Origin of the sequence: Clostridium bornimense (genome assembly GCF_018917145.1) — a bacterium.
GTDB classification, from domain to species: domain Bacteria; phylum Bacillota; class Clostridia; order Clostridiales; family Clostridiaceae; genus Clostridium_AN; species Clostridium_AN bornimense_A.
Genome location: NZ_JAHLOD010000027.1, coordinates 1 through 19,093, shown reverse-complemented (window position 1 = coordinate 19,093; position 19,093 = coordinate 1). Strand labels below are relative to the sequence as shown.

Below are 19,093 nucleotides of genomic sequence, written 5' to 3'. Positions count from 1 at the left end.
ATTACTTAAAGTAAATGGAAAGACTTTTATAAGACTTATTTTTTTAAAGTTTCCCTATAATTTTTACCACTTTATATGATATGGTTATTTTTTTTAAATAGATACACAATATAAACTATTTTTTTTAATTATTTTCGTATAGACAATTCTTGATTTTTATGTTTAATAAGTTTCAATTGTAACTTAGTTTGTTTCTAAACATATATTATATTAGATATAAAATATCTAATTTATCTAATGAGAAGAGAGTGATTAATTAATATGAGATGTTTAAATTTTTCTAATGCTAATAGAGTGAGATCTACTTTTATACCTTTAAATAGAATAGCTTATAACAACAATTTTAACACACTAGCTACCCAAAGATTCAATACTATTAATAATAATTCATGGACTGATTTCCGCAACTTGTTAAATAACAATTGTGATAGAAATCTTTATAATCGCAATAATAATCTAAATAGAAACTTTCGTTGCGTAAATATGAATCGTATTCTAGACTTTAATAGAACTATTGATTATGATTGGAATTTTCCATATGGAAATATAGATAATGATAGAGATTTCTGTAATTGCAACAGAAATAGAAACTGCAATAGACATCATGATAGAGATTTCTGTGACTGCGATAGAGATAGAGACTGTGACAGACATCATGACAGAGATTTCTGTGACCACGATAGAGATAGAGACTGTGACAGAGATTTCTGTAACTGCGGTAGAAATAGAGAATCTGACTTTGATAATGAAAGAGATTTTGATATTAATGATGATTGGGGTTGGCCTGATCATTGGAATCAAATTTAATATATTTATAATCTTAAATAAATATATTTATTTCATCTATACTAAAAAAAGACACAATTTTAAGTTGTGTCTTTTATAATAACAATGCATATTATGAAATTGAGGAAGGAAAATGATGTACAGAGGAAGTGAGTTAATGAATTATAGACATTTATTCGATGGTATAGAAACTTCCGTAAAGATTAAAGATGGATCAATGGTAGTCCCTATTAATTTTGATAACGGAGCTACAACTCCACCATTCAAATACGTCAATAGACAGCTTAAAGAAAGTATTTCATTATACGGACCAATAGGTAGAGGTGCTGGTCAAAAAGGCGATTATTGCACAGAAAAATATGAAGAATCAAGAAAAAAAATCTTAGAATTCTTCAATTTATCCCACCGAAATGAGTATACAGTTATTTATGTAAAAAACACCACAGAAGGATTGAATTTGCTATCAAATGTACTAATTAACGACAAAAAAGAAAAAGTATTGACAACTAGAATGGAACACCATGCTAATGATTTACCATGGAGATATAACTCTGATGTAGAATATGTTGAAGTAGATTCTAATGGAAGACTTGATTTAAAACAACTCGAAGAAAAACTTTCACAAAATACCTTTTCCTATGTTAGTATAACTGGAGCTTCCAATGTTACAGGATATATTAATCCAATTAACAGTATTGCTAAAATTGTTCACCGTTATGGAGCAAAGCTAATCGTAGATGGAGCTCAATTAGTTCCTCATAGAAAAATAAATATGACAGGAAATCATCCCGATGAATCTATTGACTTTCTAGTGTTTTCTGCTCATAAGATGTATGCTCCTTATGGTGTCGGTGTAATTGTTGGTTTAAGTAAGGAATTGAATACACTTCCTTTTCTTAAAGGCGGCGGTGCAGTTAAAACAGTATCAGATTCAGATGTGATATGGAAACCAGCTCCAGAACGTCATGAAGCAGGAACACAAAACTTTTTAGGTATAGTTGCATTAACTGCTTCAATAGATATGATTAAAAAAATAGGTTATAATCATATAGTTTCTCACGAAAATTACCTTAGAAACTATTTAATAAGAGAATTACGAAAGATACCAAATGTAATTCTATACGGAGATTATAATAATATTGATGATAGATTAGGTGTAATATCTTTCAATATTAAAGATAAAGACTATGACTATGTATCTCATAAACTCGCAGATGACTTTGGTATTGCTACAAGATATGGTAAATTTTGTGCACATCCATATGTAAATCGTCTTTTGAATGTTGATGACGATACAGTTATCGAAAAATCATTATCTAATGAAAAAAGTGCAGGAATGGTTAGATTAAGTTTAGGACTATATAACACTTTGTGCGAAGCAAAATGTGTAGTAAATGCAATTTCTGATATAGCTAATAATTAAACTTTATTGTTTTTATAATATAAAAATTAACGGGCGATGGTACAAATGAGTGTAATCGCCCGTTTCTATATTTCTTTATTTATCTAAATCGGATAATTCTACTAATGCCATTTTATTAGCATTAAAATCATTATGATCTATAGTTTCAATACTTTCTTCTATGTTTATATCCTCTATCAGTGGTATAGATACTACAAATTCAGTATATTCTCCTTCGACACTTGATACCGATATTCTACCTTTATGCATTTCAACTAATGATTTAACTAAAGACAAACCTATTCCACTTCCTTGTACATTACTTGACGAAACACCAGCAGTTTGTACAAATCTTTCAAAAACAGATGAAATTTCATTTGCAGGTATACCTATACCTGAGTCTTTTACCGCAACTTCTACTGTATTTTCCTTAGTTGACATTGTTACAGTAATTGTTCCATTCTCACGATTATATTTTATTGCATTAGAAAGAAGATTTAATATTATTCTTTCGTATTTTTCAAAATCCACCATTGTGTATACTTCTTCTTCATCAGTATCAAAAGTTACTGTTATTCCTTTTTCTTTAGCAAAATTAATTGTAGATAATGTTACTTCTTCAGTTACTTCTACAATATTGCAAGGTTTTAGATTTAGATTCATATATCCTGCATCTATTTTTGTTGAATCAATTAAGTTATTTGTAAGCTTAGTTAAACGATATGCATTTTGCTTTAAGCTCTCAAGATAACTTGCAAATTTCTCACCTTTATCATTACAAAGTAATTGTAATAATTGCGTAGTTGATAGAATAATGTTTATTGGAGTTCTAAGTTCATGAGATATATTAGCAAAAAATTCACTTCGTAACTTGTCGAATTCCTTTCTCTTTACTAATAACTTCTCATCTGTCAAATCTCTTATTACCATAATAACACCCTTAGAAAAATTTGAATCTAAAGTATAAGATAGTTCAACATCTCTTACTTCTTTATTCAATAAAATTATTTCTGTTTTGACAGTAGTATGAATGCCTTTAAGTGGATTAAAAGTAACTTCCTTATACACTATATCATTAATATCCATACCAATTACTTCAATTACATCTCTTGCTTTTAAATAATTGATACCATAATCATTTATATATGAAATTTTATTATTACTAACTACTATAACAGGATCTGGTAGCAACTTTAGAAGTTCTTCATACCTTTTTTCACTTTTAGATAAATTAATGCTTAGTTTTCTATTTTTACTACGTATATAGTGAAACAATAGAATTGCCATAGTAATTGCAATACAAACTATAATAATTATTTCAGGAGTCTTATCAACTATCTTATCTAAAGTTGTATCTTTATTACCAATTATTTCGAAACTTTTAGGAAGAGATTTACTATTCAAATTATACTCATCTATAGCAGAATAATCTAGTTCTATTTTACCATCTATCTCCGTAACATCCCTATTTTTTGTCCTTGTCTTAGTAAATATCTTTAATAACTTTTCGTAAATTACTTTGCTATTTTCTTCTGTATTAAAAACAACTCCTCCAACAAATTTCGTTTTATCATTTAAACTATACTTACTTACATTAAGTTGATTAGGATTATATACATAAGTAGGTCCAGTATATACATTTCTTATATAATTGAAAAACTCATCATTTTCAAGAATGTTTCCATAATTATCTAAATTTTTATCACAAACTATAAGTGCTTCATTATTTCCTTTATTTTTAAATTTATAATTTCTAAAATCTTCAATAGGTATTGTTAACATCTTAATTCCTTCATTTGTACATTGCTTGCTAATTTTACTTATTTTTTCTTCTGTTAACGTTGAATCTGCTCCATAAAAATAAATCTCTTTAATAGTTGGCTGTACTGTTTTTATAGCATTAATAAGTGTTTTAAAATTTACATCTGTTAATACACCTGAAAAATCACTTGAACTATTTTGATATTCTAAAGAGTTCATTCCATTTATAACCATAGGTATATCATTTAAAGCTTTCACTTTATGTTCACTAATAAACTTAAAAGCATCCTCTCCCATCGCTATAATTGCATCATACGACTTATTTTCACACTTTCTCTCTATAATTGATGTATAGGTATCTATATCTGAACTATTCATTATATAGGATATAGGTATCTTTTCTGTATCATATGTAAGATTCAAACCATAATCTTCAACATGCTTTTTTACATTTAAAAGAATACTATTAACATATGATAAATTTTCACTATCCGAATAAACTACCAATACTTCTTTACTTTCCTTTTTATTATTAACTGCATATACACTGATTGGAAATATGTCTAATATACAAATACTTAATATAATATAGAAACATATATATTTTATATGTTTCATGAAACCCCCTCCTTATGTTTCTACTTTTAACATTTATTTATAGTTTACCATTAAAGTATAAAATAATCCATAATACGACAAAGATTTCTTTGTAAAATTCTGTTTTTTGTATATTGTATAATGCAATTAAAAAGAAAACAAAAATCACTAACAAATTTGTTAGTGATTTTTACTTTATCTAAAATACTTAAGGTGAGTTCACTACTAATAATACTACCCATCATAAAAATTATTATTCATCACAAATAATAAGATTTTGAACAAACTTATCTTCTTTAATCACAGTTTCTAAAGAAACATTTTGATATTTATTAGTAATTTCTCTCAAATTACTAAGACCTATTCCACGGTTGTCACCCTTAGTTGAAAAACCATACTTAAACATCTTATAAATTGGCGGTATATTTAAAGGAAATGTATTTTCAACCACCACTATTAGAGATTTATTTTTATTTATAAATGCAATATTTAATATTTTCTTTTCACTCTCAATTGATGCCTCAACTGCATTATCCAATATTATTCCCATACATCTTGTAAAATCTATTGTGTCCATTTTTATGTCATCTATGGTTTCTAATATATCTATTCCAACCTCTATACCTAATTCTTGTGCGTGAATTATTTTTGACGATATTAATCCTTTTATTTCTGGTAACTCTATATTTTTTAATAAACCCAACCTATAATTATTATTATTCATCTTACTATTTAAGGGATAAATATTTTTACTAAAATGCTCTGCAAGGCCATCAATATCTCTCTCTTCTATAAAACCTGCTATTGAAGCAATTATATTTATATAATCATGCCTAAACTTTCTCATATCAGTGTACATCATTTCTAAATTCTTAGTATATCCCTTTAAGTTTTCTAATTCACGCTCTTTATATTGAATTTTAGCTTCTTTTCTAGCTACAATAAACAATATATATAATATAAGAATTAACATTGCTCCCCATATTATAATCACACTACTATTAGATTCAGTCAAAAGCACAATATCACTATTTCTATTAAAATTTAATGTAATGAAAAGTGTTACAAATATTATCGCTAGTAATATATAAATTCTTTGCAAATACTTCGATTTATAATTATTTAAAATAGTTCCTTTATATTTATTTGATATAACAAATACAAATTTACTAATATACGCAGATACTATAGTTATTATACTTAAAATAAAAATAACACCATACTCAGTTGTAAAATACTTTTTTCCAAACAATAAAAGAAGTAAATGACTAACAATTCCATCCACGAAGAATACTATAAGACATACCAATGTATGGGATATAAAACTTGGAGCAAATTTTTTACTCTTAATGTACATAAATATAATCGGCACTATGTACAATGATAATGGTGCTATATTGGTAGAAAATAATGTTAGAGCTACATAAACAACACCAACTATCCCGCATGCAAAACAATATTGAAGTATTGTAAGTTTAATAAAAGATACATTTCTATGAACAATAAAAAATATTATCATAGTAAATATAATCTGTATTATTTCCATTCCTCCGTCAAACACTAAATTGCCCCCTTATACCTAAACACCTGAAATTGAAAATAAAATGTATTTTTATACACTTATTGTACCACATTTTTCACATTTTTCCCTGCAATATTCTTCCATGATTTATCTAGTATTTTTTAAGATAGTCTTCTAATGCAATATTAATTATTTCACTTATGTTTATATTATCTTCTACAGCTTTATTTTTAATTTGTTCATATATTCCTATATCTACCCTTAAAGATGTAACTTTAGTATTACCAGATCTAATAACCTTTGATTTATCTTCTTTCTTAATTAAAAGTAATATATCGTCTATATTATCTAATAATAATTTCAATTTATAATAATTAATACCTTTATCTTCTAAATCATATGAGTCACTTACTATATCGTTATCTATAATAGGCATATTTGATAACATACTTTTAATATTACTTTTTTCTGCTTCCTCACTAACTACACTTTTGTAAGTTAACAATTCTGAATTTATGAAATCAACTAATTCATCTTTTCTATCCAATAGCTTCACCCCTATCATAAAATAGCATTACCATAATACCATATTTTACCATATTATTGAAGCTAATTTTGAATTTTTTAATTTTATAAAAAATGAGCTACAACAAAATTCTCTTCTAGTGAATTCTGTCATAGCTCATTTCTTGTTAATTTTTAATGTATTTATCTATTTTAATACTGCACCGGTACTTCCTGATGTTACACTTTTAGCATATCTAGCTAAATAACCCTTAGTTATTCTTGGTTCTCTAGGTTGCCATTTTTCTCTTCTAGCGGCTAATTCTTCATCAGATACTAAAACATTAATAGTGTTTTTAGGAATATCTATTTCGATAGTATCTCCTTCTTCTATTAGAGCAATATTTCCTCCAACTGCAGCTTCTGGAGAAACATGTCCAATAGCAGCTCCTCTTGTTGCACCTGAAAATCTTCCATCAGTAATTAACGCAACAGAATTTCCAAGACCACTACCCATAATAGCTGATGTAGGATTTAACATTTCACGCATTCCAGGACCACCTTTTGGACCTTCATAACGAATAACTACTACATCACCTGGATTTATCTTACCATCGTATATAGCATTTAACGCATCTTCTTCACAATCAAAAACTCTAGCATTTCCTTTATGACTCATCATTTCAGGAGCTACTGCTGAACGTTTAACAACACATCCATCTGGTGCTAAGTTACCTTTTAATACAGCTATTCCACCAGTAGTACTATATGGATTATCTATTGTTCTAATCACTTCAGTATCCAAAATCTCATGACCTTCTATATTTTCAGCAACAGTCTTTCCAGTACAAGTTAATAAATTAGTATTTAATAAACCAAGTTTACTTATTTCATTCATAACTGCTAATATACCACCAGCTTCATTTAATTCCTCAATAAAGTGACCACCAGCCGGTGCTAAATGACATAAATTTGGAGTTTTATCTGAAATTGAGTTAGCTAATTCTAAATCTAAATCTATCTCACATTCATGAGCTATAGCAGGTAAATGTAACATACTATTAGTACTACATCCTAATGCCATGTCAATAGTTAGAGCATTTAAAAAAGCATCCTTCACCATTATGTCTCTTGGTTTAATATCCTTTTTAACTAACTCCATTATTTGCATACCTGCTTTCTTAGCAAGACGTAATCTTTCAGAATATACTGCTGGTATTGTACCATTTCCAGGTAGCCCCATTCCTAATACTTCTGTCAAACAATTCATACTATTTGCAGTGAACATTCCTGAACATGATCCACATGTTGGACATGCCTTATTTTCGTATTCACAAACTTTCTTTTCAGTAATTTTTCCTACTTTAAACTCACTTACCGCTTCTGATACATTAGAGTAACTTATTTTTTGTCCATGCATTATCCCCGCAAGCATTGGACCACCACTTACAAAAATTGTAGGTATATTTAATCTTGCAGCAGCCATCAATAACCCTGGAACATTTTTATCACAGTTAGGTAACATAACTAGTCCATCAAATGGATGCGCAGTTGCCATAGCTTCAGTAGAATCAGCAATTAACTCTCTTGTAACTAATGAATATTTCATTCCTTCATGTCCCATTGCTATACCATCACAAACAGCAATTGCAGGAAAAACTATTGGTACTCCACCAGCCATAGATACTCCTTGCTTTACCGCCTCTTCAATTTTATCTATATTCATATGACCAGGTACAATTTCATTTTTAGAACTTACTATACCAATAAGAGGTTTTCCTATTTCTTCATCAGTAAGTCCTAATGCATGTAATAATGCTCTTTGTGGTGCAGCATTTATACCCTTTGTAATTCTATCACTTCTCATTTTTATACACTCCCTAACACAAATTCTATATATTGTATTATAGTGTGTATGTTGTCTACTGTCAATATAGTTGTATAACATATATTGTTATATCTCAAGCTCTTTTATTGCATGTAAAATATGAATTTTCATTGCATTTTTTGCTCCTTCAGCATTCCTAGCTTGCATAAATTCAATAATCATTCTATGGTCTATAATTGTATCTTGAATAGCAACTTCTTTTTCTTCTGACAATAGAACGCCTTTATCAATAGCTTCGTATATTACAGGCATTAACTTATTCATAAATTCATTATGAGTAGCTTTTGCAATTGACCTATGAAATTCCTGTTCCACTTCAGTTCTATCTTCCCTATTTTTTATCTTTTCTTCTATTCTTTTTCCAAGATCAATGATTCTTTTTAGTTCATCATCAGTAGCCCTAATGGTAGCCAGATATGCAGCTTCAGGTTCAAAGATTAGCCGCATTTCATATAAATCTTTGGCATCCACTTTTGCCATTGACAAGGGATTTAATTCATTTAAATTCTCTACTGATATATCAGTTCTAACAAAAGTACCTAAACCTCTTTTTATCTCTAAAACACCATTAGTAACTAAAATTCTAATTGCTTCCCTCAATGTTGTTCTACTTATATTAAGCTCCTTTGATAAATCATTTTCATTAGGTAACTTATCTCCAGGAAAAAATCTTTTTTCTATAGTTATCATATTTAAAATATCATCAGCTATTCTATCTGATAATCGCTTTTCATAAGCCATCATAATCATCCTTTTTATTTTTTTCTTCATAATATCATAAAAGATAATTATTTTAAATAGGTTGTATGATGTCTCATGTAATAAATAGTTGTTATACAACATATTTTGTATCTATTATCAATATATATGAACTATTTTATATTAAAGAATGAGTCCTTACCTCTGTACTCAACAACATCTTTTAAATCTTCTTCTATTCTAAGTAGTTGATTGTACTTCGCAACTCTTTCACTTCTACATGGTGCACCTGTTTTTATTTGTCCTGCATTTACTGCTACTACTAAGTCTGCTATAGTTGTATCTTCAGTCTCTCCAGATCTATGAGAAATTACTGCTGAATATCCAGCTCTATTTGCCATTTCAACAGCATTTAAAGTTTCAGTTAACGTACCAATTTGATTTAATTTAATTAGTATTGAATTAGCAACACCTTTTTCAATACCTTTCTTTAATCTCTCCGTATTAGTAACAAATAAATCATCACCTACTAATTGAATCTTATGTCCTAATCTTTCAGTGATTACTTTCCAACCATCCCAATCTTCTTCTGCCATAGCATCTTCGATGGAGATAATAGGATACTTACTAATCCAGTTTTCAAAGAAGTCTACCATTTCTTCAGCATTAAAAGTCTTTCCTTCATGTTCTAATACATATTTACCATTATCATAATATTCAGATGATGCTGCATCAATTGCAATAAACATATCTTTTCCTGGTTCATAACCAGCTTCTACAATAGATTCTACAATTAATTGTAATGCTTCCTCATTAGATTTAAGATCTGGTGCAAAACCACCTTCATCACCTATAGCAGTAGAATATCCTCTTGATTTCAACAATTTCTTAAGTGTATGATAAACATTTGAACACATTTCAATAGCTGCACTAAAAGTTTTAGCACCAACTGGCATAATCATAAACTCTTGTATATCTACAGAATTGTCTGCATGGGCACCTCCATTTAATATATTCATCATTGGTACTGGTAGAACTTTGGCATTAACTCCACCAATGTATTGATATAATGAAAGTCCTAAACTTTTTGATGCTGCATCTGCACAAGCAAGTGAAACGCCTAATATTGCATTAGCTCCCAATTTTCCTTTATTACTTGTCCCATCTAATTCAATAAGCAATTTATCAATTAAAGGTTGATTATATACATCAACATTTTTTAACGCTTCACCAATAATGGTATTAACTGCATCAACTGCTTTTAATACACTTTTCCCTTGATAAATATTTTTATCGCCATCTCTAAGTTCTACAGCTTCATACATTCCAGTTGACGCTCCTGAAGGCACCGCTGATCTCCCCATAGTTCCATCTTCCAAATAAACTTCAACCTCTACAGTAGGAAAACATCTTGAATCTAGAATTTGTCTTCCTAATACTTTAGTTATTTTTAATTCACTTCTCATTTATCTACCTCTGCTTCTAATTTATTTTTATTTAGGTAGTACTCATCTTTGAACTATTTAAAGGCTAAACATTAATAATTAACAATGGTGTATTCATCAGATTATATATAGTTGTGTGTGAGACTATATATAAAAATATATGTATTAAGCTCAAAGAGAGTATTACCATGTAACTGATAATGATTATCATTGCCATAATTATACTCCCCCATATTGCTCTTGTCAAGCTAATTGATAACTGTTTTCAATTAGTGCTATTTTAAAATAAAGTTATAAAGCACAAATACCCTAATTCTAGAATACTATCATCAAATCCATCTTGGAAAAACTCTTCCATCGCTTCAGCATTATTCCCAACAATTCTTGAAAAAGCTACAATATATTCTTTAATATTCTCCATATCTAAATAGTTATTTTTATCTTTAATATATCTAAGGAATACGGAATATCTTATAAGTAAAAATTCAATTATTATCATTTCATAAGCTATAATCATCTCTTCTATATCATCTAACGCACAACTACTATAAACTTTAGATATAATACAATTCTCCAACACTTTATTTGAAGTGTATTCAAAGATTTTCTTGTATTTAGACCACTTTTCTGAAAAATCTTTAATATCAATGTTCTCTGAAAAGATTGAAATATCTTTTAATAAAGTTTCAAAAATATCGATCTTTCTATATTCCTGAACTATATCTAAAAATAAATTATTAAGTTCTTCTAATCCCTCTACTTTAGATATATTTACATATTCATATTCCTTAATTCTATTGGCAATATACCTATTATCTTTAAATTTCTCTAACCCCTCATTATTAATATCAGTCTCTTCATCTAATATCTCTAATAACATCTCATAACAAAATATCAGCTTATATTCTAATTTAATGTCTTCTTTCCTAAGTATTTTCACTATTGTATCTCTAATTCTTAACGGGATTAAGTCATTATCTATTTCAGAATCAAATTCAACATTTTTTGTGCTAATTTCTAAAAGATCAACTACTACAGGACAAGCACATGATAACGTTAACTCACGTCTGTTACCAAAAATATTCTCTACCCTTGGAAAACTTTTGCAGGTCATTGATAAATACTGTTCTCCATATGTTTTTACAATATTACACAAACCTTTACCATCTAAGAATGGACATCTTCCTTCAGTATTCTTTTTTACAGAATATAACTTTCTATCATAATTTTCTATTATTTTTATATTCTCTAATATGTTATTTGCTTTATCGCAACTCCATTTATTATAGGTTCTATCATCTACTTCAATATCCCACCCTGTACAACAAGTATATTTACATTTATCTGCAATACACTTAAACTTGTCGTAACCCAATATCTTAACTATATTTCTCTTCTCATCCATACTGTTATCTCCATTTTATATATGATAATTCTTATTTATTATCTAAAAAAAAGTGTAAATCTGCAACATAGACTTACACTTCATATACTATTATTTTTTCTTTTCATAAAGACTAAAAAGAATTAATGCTATAATAGAAAAACTTACTGGTCCAGCTATCATAATAATAGTGTCGGATATTTTTCCACTTATTGCTGGTTCAATTATAGTAAATACATTGGCAAAACCGACCATTAAACAAATCATAATTGATACAAACACTGCAGATCCATAAGTTTTATAGAACATATATGCCTTATCTACTTCTCCTTCAAGCTGCTTCTTTTTAAACTTAGGGAATGCAGCAGCTAAAAATAAATAAGGTATTGTCATCGCAACATTAGTCATCAAAACTAATATTCTAAAAAATTCTTTTGCTCCTTTTCCTCCAAAAGATACTAAAAGTATAATTATAATTACAATAATGCCCTGAACATACATTCCATTAACAGGCATGTCATTTTTTATTTCACCTAACTTACCTGGCCAAACTTCTTTAGGTGCTCCTGAAAGTAAAGTTTTCAAAGGAGAATATGTTAATGTAAAAAACGCACCCGTTAGTGCTAACAACATTGATATTCCAACAAATCTAGCAACCCAAAGGCCCATTTGTATTGATGCAGATTCACTTAGCCCTATCGCATACCCAATTTGCACTCCCAAGTTATTCATAAGTATATATGCAACATTGCTTAAATTTACATTATCTCCTGATAAGATATTATTCCAATTTGTAAACATACCACAAGCAAATATTCCTATTGCATAACCTATAGAAATAATTGTAGCGGCAATTATAATAGCTTTGGGAAATGTTCTTTCTGCATCTTTTGTTTGATCAACTAATCCTCCTAAAACTTCTAATCCTCCAAATGCAAAAATAGCAAAGGTAATAAATGATAAAATTTGTATAATAGATTTATAATCTGGATTTGGAGATATTGTAAAAGTATTAATAATATTATTGATTGGCTCTGCAAATTCACCACTATTTAAAATCACTACTAATATAGCCCCAATTATTAGCACAACATTTAAAATTGCAACAAATGTACCTCCAATAGATGTAATTTTTGTTATTCTTTCAACCCCTTTAATAGCTATAAATGTTACAAAAATTATCCATAATGCACCCAATATTCCTAACACTTCAGTTGAATTTAATCCAAAGATTGTCCATGAAGAGGTCTTGTCGCTACCAAAAATTGCATTTGATAATGGTATCCATATTGTTGATGACACATTTACCATCCAGACTATGTATGATGCGTACCACATAAATGTACCAACAAAGGCATATTTTGCGCCTACAGCTTTTTCCATCCACGAATACATTCCTCCACTTTCCTTTTTGAAAGCAGAACCATATTCAGCCATTATAAAGGCATAGGGAATAAAAAATACAATAGCGCTTATTATGTACCATGGTACTGCTGCATATCCCATTAAATAAAATGATCTTGGTATATTGGCAAAACCAAATACCGATGTGAAAATCATAAGTATCAAGGCATTTAAACTTAGCTTCATACTTTTTTTATTCATTATGTCACCTCTATTATCATTTATTCTCATAAAATAGGATAACCATTTAAATCTTTTTTATGTGAAAACTTTCAAAATAAAAGCTGCCATTTTCTCTTTGGCAGCTTTACTTTATTATTAAATTATATCAAAAAAACTTACCTGATCGCTTTCAGGGAGTCCATTTAGACAATTAAATTTTCTTAACAAATCAGCAGCAGCATTACCGATTTTGGCACGTTTCTTTAAGTTATCTATTGAGCTAATTGGTGGATCCATACTTACAGCATTAGCAATAGATTCTGCCGCAACATTTCCCATACCAGATATGCTATTTATAGGTGGTCTTAACCCATCATCTTCTACCTTGAACTTTGTAGCATCAGATTTATATAAATCTATAGGTAAAAACTTAAAACCTCTCTCGTACATTTCTAGAACTATCTCTAAGTCATCATACATATCCTTATCTTTTGGTGCAGCACTATTGCCTTGTGAATTTATTTCTTTCATCTTTTCCTTAACTTTTTCTTTTCCAAATATCATAAATTCAGCATCAAAAGCTTTTGCTCTAATAGAAAAATATGCAGCATAATATGCTTTAGGTATATGGACTTTAAACCAAGCAATTCTAAATGCCATCATAACATAGGCCGCTGCATGTGCCTTAGGAAACATATACTTTATTTTTCTACAAGAATCTATGTACCACTCTGGAACTTCATGTTCTCTCATAAGTGTTTCATATTCCATCCACTTTTCAGGATCTTTTAATGCTTTACCTTTACGAACAAGCTCCATTATTTTAAATGCTGTATTAGGCGGTAATCCTTTTTTAATCAAATATATCATAATATCATCTCTAGTACATACTGCTTCACTTAATGTAACAGTTCCTGCATCTATTAAATCCTTAGCATTACCAAGCCAAACATCTGTACCATGAGACAATCCTGATATGCATAATAAATCTGCAAAAGTTGTTGGTAATGTATCTAATAACATTCCTCTTACAAACTTAGTTCCAAACTCAGGTATTCCAAAAGTCCCCACCTCAGAATTTATTTGATCCGGTCTCAAGCCTAATGCTTCTGTAGAAGAAAATAAAGACATCGTCTCTTTATCATCTAATGGTATTGATTTAGGATCAACACCAGTTATATCTTGTAACATCCTTATTACTGTAGGATCATCATGACCTAATATATCAAGCTTAAGCAAGTTTTGATCTATAGAGTGATAATCAAAATGTGTAGTAATAATATCTGAATCTGGATCATCAGCTGGATGTTGTACTGGGCAAAATTCAAAAATTTCTCTACCTTTTGGCACAACTATTATACCACCTGGATGTTGTCCTGTAGTCCTTTTTATTCCTGTACATCCTTTTGAAATTCTTGCTATCTCAGCACTGTTTACTGTTTTCTCTTTTTCTTCATAATACTTCTTTACATAACCAAAAGCAGTTTTCTCTGCGATAGTACCTATTGTTCCAGCTTTAAATGTTGTACCTTTACCAAATATAACTTCTGTATACTTATGTGCTTTACTTTGATATTCACCAGAGAAATTTAAATCTATATCGGGTTCTTTATCTCCATTAAATCCAAGAAAGGTTTCAAAAGGTATATCCATACCATCTTTATCCAAATCTTCTCCACATACAGGGCATTTCTTATTTGGCAAGTCAAAACCATTTTTAAAACCATAATCATCAAAATCTGAATATTTACATTTATGACATCTATAATGAGGCGGCAAAGCATTAACTTCTGTTATTCCTGTCATATAAGCTACAACGGAAGATCCAACAGATCCTCTTGAACCAACAAGATATCCATCTTCATTAGATTTCCATACAAGCTTTTGTGCTATTATATACATAACTGAAAATCCATTTTTGATTATAGAATCTAATTCTTTATCAAGTCTATCCTGAACTATTTTAGGTAAAGGATCTCCATATAATTCATGAGCCTTACTATATGCAATATCTTTTATAGTTTGCTCACACCCATCTATATGTGGTGGACACTTTTCTGGTGATATAGGACTAATTTGTTGACATAAATCAGAAATCTTATTTGTATTAGTCACAACAACCTCATAAGCTTTTTCCTCACCCAGATATTGAAACTCTTCTAGCATTTCTTCTGTTGTTCGTAGATATAATGGTGCTTGGTTATCAGCATCTTTATATCCTTGACCTGATTCTAAAATACGTCTATATATTTCATCCTCTGGATCCATAAAGTGGACATCTCCAGTAGCTACTACAAGTTTATTTAACTTTTCTCCAAGAGAAATAATTTTTCTATTAATATCTTTTATATATTCTTCATCTGGTACAAGACCATTTCTTACTAAATATTGATCATTACCTAGGGGTTGTATTTCTAAATAGTCATAGTCTTGTGCAATTGCTTCAATTTCTTCATCTGACTTACCAAGTAAAATCGCTTGAAAAAGTTCTCCTTCGCTACAAGCACTACCAAGTATTAACCCTTCAGAATATTTTTTATACATACTTTTTAATATACGTGGTCTTTTATAAAAATAATCTAAATGAGAATATGAAACAAGTTTATACAAGTTTTTAAGTCCAACATAATCTTTGGCAAGTATTATAGCATGATACGTTTTAAGTTTTTTATACTCTTCCTTTTTTGCTATTTCATCCGATGCATTAACAACTACATCTTCTAATGTACTACAATTTCTTTCCTTTAGCATTTTAATCATTATGTTAAATACTTTCACTGTAGTATCTACATCATCTAATGCCCTATGTGCTACATCAACTTTTATACCAAGCTTCTTAGCTATTCTTCCAAGTTTATAACTTTTATAGTCAGGAAACAACTCTTGAGATAAAGTTAATGTATCAATATAAGTAAAATCAAATTCATATCCTAAAACCTTAGCATTATGTTTCAAAAAACCAATATCGAATTCTGCATTATGGGCTACCAAAACAGTATCTTTTAAAAACTCTAATAATTTTGGAAAAACAATATCAATAGTTTCTGCATCCTTTACCATATCGTCAGTGATATTAGTAACCTCTACTACTCTAGTTGGGATTGGTTTCTTAGGATTTACAAAGCAGCTAAATGTATCTATTACTTTTCCATCTTTAATCTTCATTACACCAATTTCCGTTATCTTTTCTATTTTAGGCGAAAACCCTGTAGTTTCTAAATCTAGTACACAATAAGTCGTATCAATACTTTGACTTTTTATATTAGATATAGCAGGTTTCTTATCAGGAGCAAGATAGGCTTCTACTCCATATATTACCTTCATATCAGGATTGTCTCTTCCTAAAAGTTTATGAGCCTCTGGAAAAGCCTGAACAACACCATGATCCGTTATAGCTATTGACTTCATTCCCCAACTCATTGCTCTCTTTATCAAATCCGTAGCACTAGTCATTGCGTCCATTTGACTCATCTTTGTATGCATATGAAGTTCTACTCTTTTTACCTCAGATGTATCTTTTCTTTTAATTCTCTTAATTCCTTCAGTTTCTACAATAGTATTAGCAATTACTTCTACTTCATTTGAAAACTTACTGAAACCAGAATTACCTAAAATTCTTATTCCCTTCGCCTTTTTTAATCTTGCTAATACCTCTTCAAACTGATTTTCCTTTAAAAATGACTTACAAGTAATTGAACTAGATCCATCATATAAATCAAAAGAAACTAATATCTTTCCACTTCTTAATTCTCTAGTATCTATATTTGATATTTCACCAGATATTGATATTGTTTCTTCATAAGGAGTAATATCTACAATTTTAATAACAGATTCTTTTATGTTGCCACTCCTACCAAAAATCAACAATCCATTATCCTTCTTTTTATCTTTTTTCGTCTCTTCTTTAACATCACTTTTTATAGTTACATTAGGTTTACTTTTATGAGGTTCTATTGGTTGTGCTTTAATTTTCTTTTTTATATCGATAATTTTACTTTTCTCATTATCATTATTAATCTTTATTTGCTCTTCTTTAGTGACCTTATCTACAAATGTTATACTATATGTTTTCTCATACAAGCTCTTTATGGCTCCTTGTATCTCTCTGTCATAATGTAAATCTTTAAATAAATGAGATACAACAGCATTGAACTTAAGCTTTATTACATCTTTGCTTACTTCATAATCACATTCACTTGCGGCAGCTTTTAAAACTGGATGCTTTTCAGTAATAGTAAGTACTATATTTTTAATTTCTTTCTCTAGCGGTTTTTCTCTAATTTCTTTACTATATTTTATATTGATTTTTGAATCATTTAATACAAACCTTCTAATAATAAATTTATTAAGTTCATTTATTTCTTCTACATCGATATATCTATCTGAAGAAATGTCCATTATAAGTATCTTACTTTTTCTTTTTAAAACAGCTTTTTCTACTGTGGCATCACATATATTTTTACCTAATTTATGATCACTAAAAACCTCACTTACCTTTTTCATAGTACACCTAAACCTTCTTCATAAATGTATTATTATAAATCATCATATATTACATTTTGACATTTTTACTTCTAAAAGTAAAGACTACATTATGTTAATGAAAAATAGACTTAATTAAAATTTCCAGAGTAATGAATATATATCACTTACTTTTTTAAAGCCCATCTTTATATACATATCCTTTGGTGTATCATCCTCATCAGCAAGTAGATAAACTACCTTAGCACCCTCCATGACTGCTTTACTTACAAGATATTTTAATATAGTAGTTCCAATACCTTTTCTTTGATAGTCTGGATGAACTGCAAATGATTCAATTTTAGCTGTATCATAATAAGTCATCAGTTCACAATTTCCTACAGGAACATTATTATAATAGCAATTATATGAGTCACATAATTTGTTAGTATCTAAATATACTTTTCCCTTTCTTATTGCCCTACGATTACAAAAATCAGCTCCATAATTCTCAGCATCATGTGCTAAATCAAGATTTATTAGTTCTTTCACCATATGTTCATTTGATATTTTTTTTATTTCACATTCATCAATGCTTTTCCAACCAGAAATCCCCTCAGTATATACATATACCCCCAGATGCTCTATTTCTGATTTTTCTTCTTTAAAAGACAATGATATTTCCCTTAGTGTATTTCCTAATATTATTTTACAAAATCCAGAATTTGTTTCGTATCTATTCCTTGTTTCTGTGTTAATAATATTTAAAACCTCATTATTATCTAAATCATAATTAACTTTAATAAAATTATGATCATACATATCCCTTAGTTCATCATCAAAATATCTCCTATAATTTCCTTCATTAATGGATTTACAAAAATTCTCTATATACTTATCTTCACATTCTAATATTTTATCTAGTATTTCTCTCATATATTATCCCCTTTACTTTTAATGATAGTGTAAAATTTATTTACACTTCTTTCTTTAAAAATCTTTATATATCAAGGTTTTAGAAGTTTTTTTGCATAAAAAAACAACGACCCCCTGATTTCTATGTTAAAATTGAATCTAC

12 protein-coding genes are annotated in these 19,093 nt (G+C 29.0%); 2 read left to right on the top strand and 10 right to left on the bottom strand.

Going from position 1 to position 19,093, the window contains the following annotated elements:
- Nucleotides 1-261: 261 nt before the first annotated feature.
- Together KQI30_RS10450 and KQI30_RS10445 are read left to right on the top strand one after the other, a co-directional pair.
- Nucleotides 262-807, top strand: coding sequence for a hypothetical protein (locus tag KQI30_RS10450; protein WP_216463251.1), 546 nt, complete (start codon nucleotides 262-264; stop codon nucleotides 805-807).
- 136 nt (nucleotides 808-943) lie between these two features.
- Nucleotides 944-2,209 (top strand): aminotransferase class V-fold PLP-dependent enzyme, encoded by a 1,266-nt coding sequence (locus tag KQI30_RS10445; protein WP_216463250.1) that lies wholly within the window; start codon nucleotides 944-946, stop codon nucleotides 2,207-2,209.
- 75 nt (nucleotides 2,210-2,284) lie between these two features.
- On the opposite strand, the gene KQI30_RS10440 is transcribed toward KQI30_RS10445, so the two are convergent.
- The 10 genes from KQI30_RS10440 to KQI30_RS10395 all read right to left on the bottom strand — a co-directional run bounded on the left by KQI30_RS10440 (nucleotide 2,285) and on the right by KQI30_RS10395 (nucleotide 18,951).
- Nucleotides 2,285-4,567: a sensor histidine kinase gene (locus KQI30_RS10440; protein ID WP_216463249.1), complete on the bottom strand. Its 2,283-nt coding sequence runs from the start codon at nucleotides 4,565-4,567 to the stop codon at nucleotides 2,285-2,287.
- Between the two features lie 232 nt (nucleotides 4,568-4,799).
- Nucleotides 4,800-6,107 (bottom strand): sensor histidine kinase, encoded by a 1,308-nt coding sequence (locus KQI30_RS17585; RefSeq protein ID WP_216463248.1) that lies wholly within the window; start codon nucleotides 6,105-6,107, stop codon nucleotides 4,800-4,802.
- 112 nt (nucleotides 6,108-6,219) lie between these two features.
- Nucleotides 6,220-6,615 carry a hypothetical protein gene (locus tag KQI30_RS10430; protein WP_216463247.1) on the bottom strand — a complete coding sequence of 132 codons (396 nt, stop codon included), beginning with the start codon at nucleotides 6,613-6,615 and terminating at the stop codon, nucleotides 6,220-6,222.
- 165 nt (nucleotides 6,616-6,780) lie between these two features.
- Entirely contained in the window at nucleotides 6,781-8,439 is a 1,659-nt protein-coding gene (gene ilvD, locus KQI30_RS10425) for a dihydroxy-acid dehydratase (protein WP_216463246.1), read from the bottom strand.
- A gap of 87 nt (nucleotides 8,440-8,526) precedes the next feature.
- On the bottom strand, nucleotides 8,527-9,204 hold the full coding sequence (locus KQI30_RS10420; RefSeq protein WP_366936933.1) for a FadR/GntR family transcriptional regulator: 678 nt from the start codon (nucleotides 9,202-9,204) through the stop codon (nucleotides 8,527-8,529).
- Nucleotides 9,205-9,332: 128 nt separating this feature from the next.
- Nucleotides 9,333-10,625: a phosphopyruvate hydratase gene (eno, locus tag KQI30_RS10415; protein ID WP_216463244.1), complete on the bottom strand. Its 1,293-nt coding sequence runs from the start codon at nucleotides 10,623-10,625 to the stop codon at nucleotides 9,333-9,335.
- A gap of 259 nt (nucleotides 10,626-10,884) precedes the next feature.
- Complete coding sequence (gene fliB, locus KQI30_RS10410; RefSeq protein ID WP_216463243.1) at nucleotides 10,885-12,009, bottom strand: flagellin lysine-N-methylase; 1,125 nt, start codon at nucleotides 12,007-12,009, stop codon at nucleotides 10,885-10,887.
- Between the two features lie 90 nt (nucleotides 12,010-12,099).
- Entirely contained in the window at nucleotides 12,100-13,593 is a 1,494-nt protein-coding gene (gene yjeM / locus KQI30_RS10405) for a glutamate/gamma-aminobutyrate family transporter YjeM (RefSeq protein WP_216463242.1), read from the bottom strand.
- 117 nt (nucleotides 13,594-13,710) lie between these two features.
- Entirely contained in the window at nucleotides 13,711-18,057 is a 4,347-nt protein-coding gene (polC, locus tag KQI30_RS10400) for a DNA polymerase III subunit alpha (RefSeq protein WP_216463241.1), read from the bottom strand.
- Nucleotides 18,058-18,171: 114 nt separating this feature from the next.
- On the bottom strand, nucleotides 18,172-18,951 hold the full coding sequence (locus KQI30_RS10395; protein ID WP_216463240.1) for a GNAT family N-acetyltransferase: 780 nt from the start codon (nucleotides 18,949-18,951) through the stop codon (nucleotides 18,172-18,174).
- Nucleotides 18,952-19,093 lie beyond the last annotated feature (142 nt).

Excerpts from the sequence above, each read along its gene's own strand:
- KQI30_RS10450 (WP_216463251.1), top strand. The coding sequence starts at position 262 with ATGAGATGTTTAAATTTTTCTAATGCTAATAGAGTGAGATCTACTTTT.
- polC (WP_216463241.1), bottom strand. The coding sequence starts at position 18,057 with ATGAAAAAGGTAAGTGAGGTTTTTAGTGATCATAAATTAGGTAAAAAT.
- KQI30_RS10445 (WP_216463250.1), top strand. The coding sequence starts at position 944 with ATGAATTATAGACATTTATTCGATGGTATAGAAACTTCCGTAAAGATT.
- KQI30_RS10440 (WP_216463249.1), bottom strand. The coding sequence starts at position 4,567 with ATGAAACATATAAAATATATATGTTTCTATATTATATTAAGTATTTGT.
- fliB (WP_216463243.1), bottom strand. The coding sequence starts at position 12,009 with ATGGATGAGAAGAGAAATATAGTTAAGATATTGGGTTACGACAAGTTT.
- KQI30_RS10420 (WP_366936933.1), bottom strand. The coding sequence starts at position 9,204 with ATGATGGCTTATGAAAAGCGATTATCAGATAGAATAGCTGATGATATT.
- yjeM (WP_216463242.1), bottom strand. The coding sequence starts at position 13,593 with ATGAATAAAAAAAGTATGAAGCTAAGTTTAAATGCCTTGATACTTATG.
- eno (WP_216463244.1), bottom strand. The coding sequence starts at position 10,625 with ATGAGAAGTGAATTAAAAATAACTAAAGTATTAGGAAGACAAATTCTA.
- KQI30_RS10395 (WP_216463240.1), bottom strand. The coding sequence starts at position 18,951 with ATGAGAGAAATACTAGATAAAATATTAGAATGTGAAGATAAGTATATA.
- ilvD (WP_216463246.1), bottom strand. The coding sequence starts at position 8,439 with ATGAGAAGTGATAGAATTACAAAGGGTATAAATGCTGCACCACAAAGA.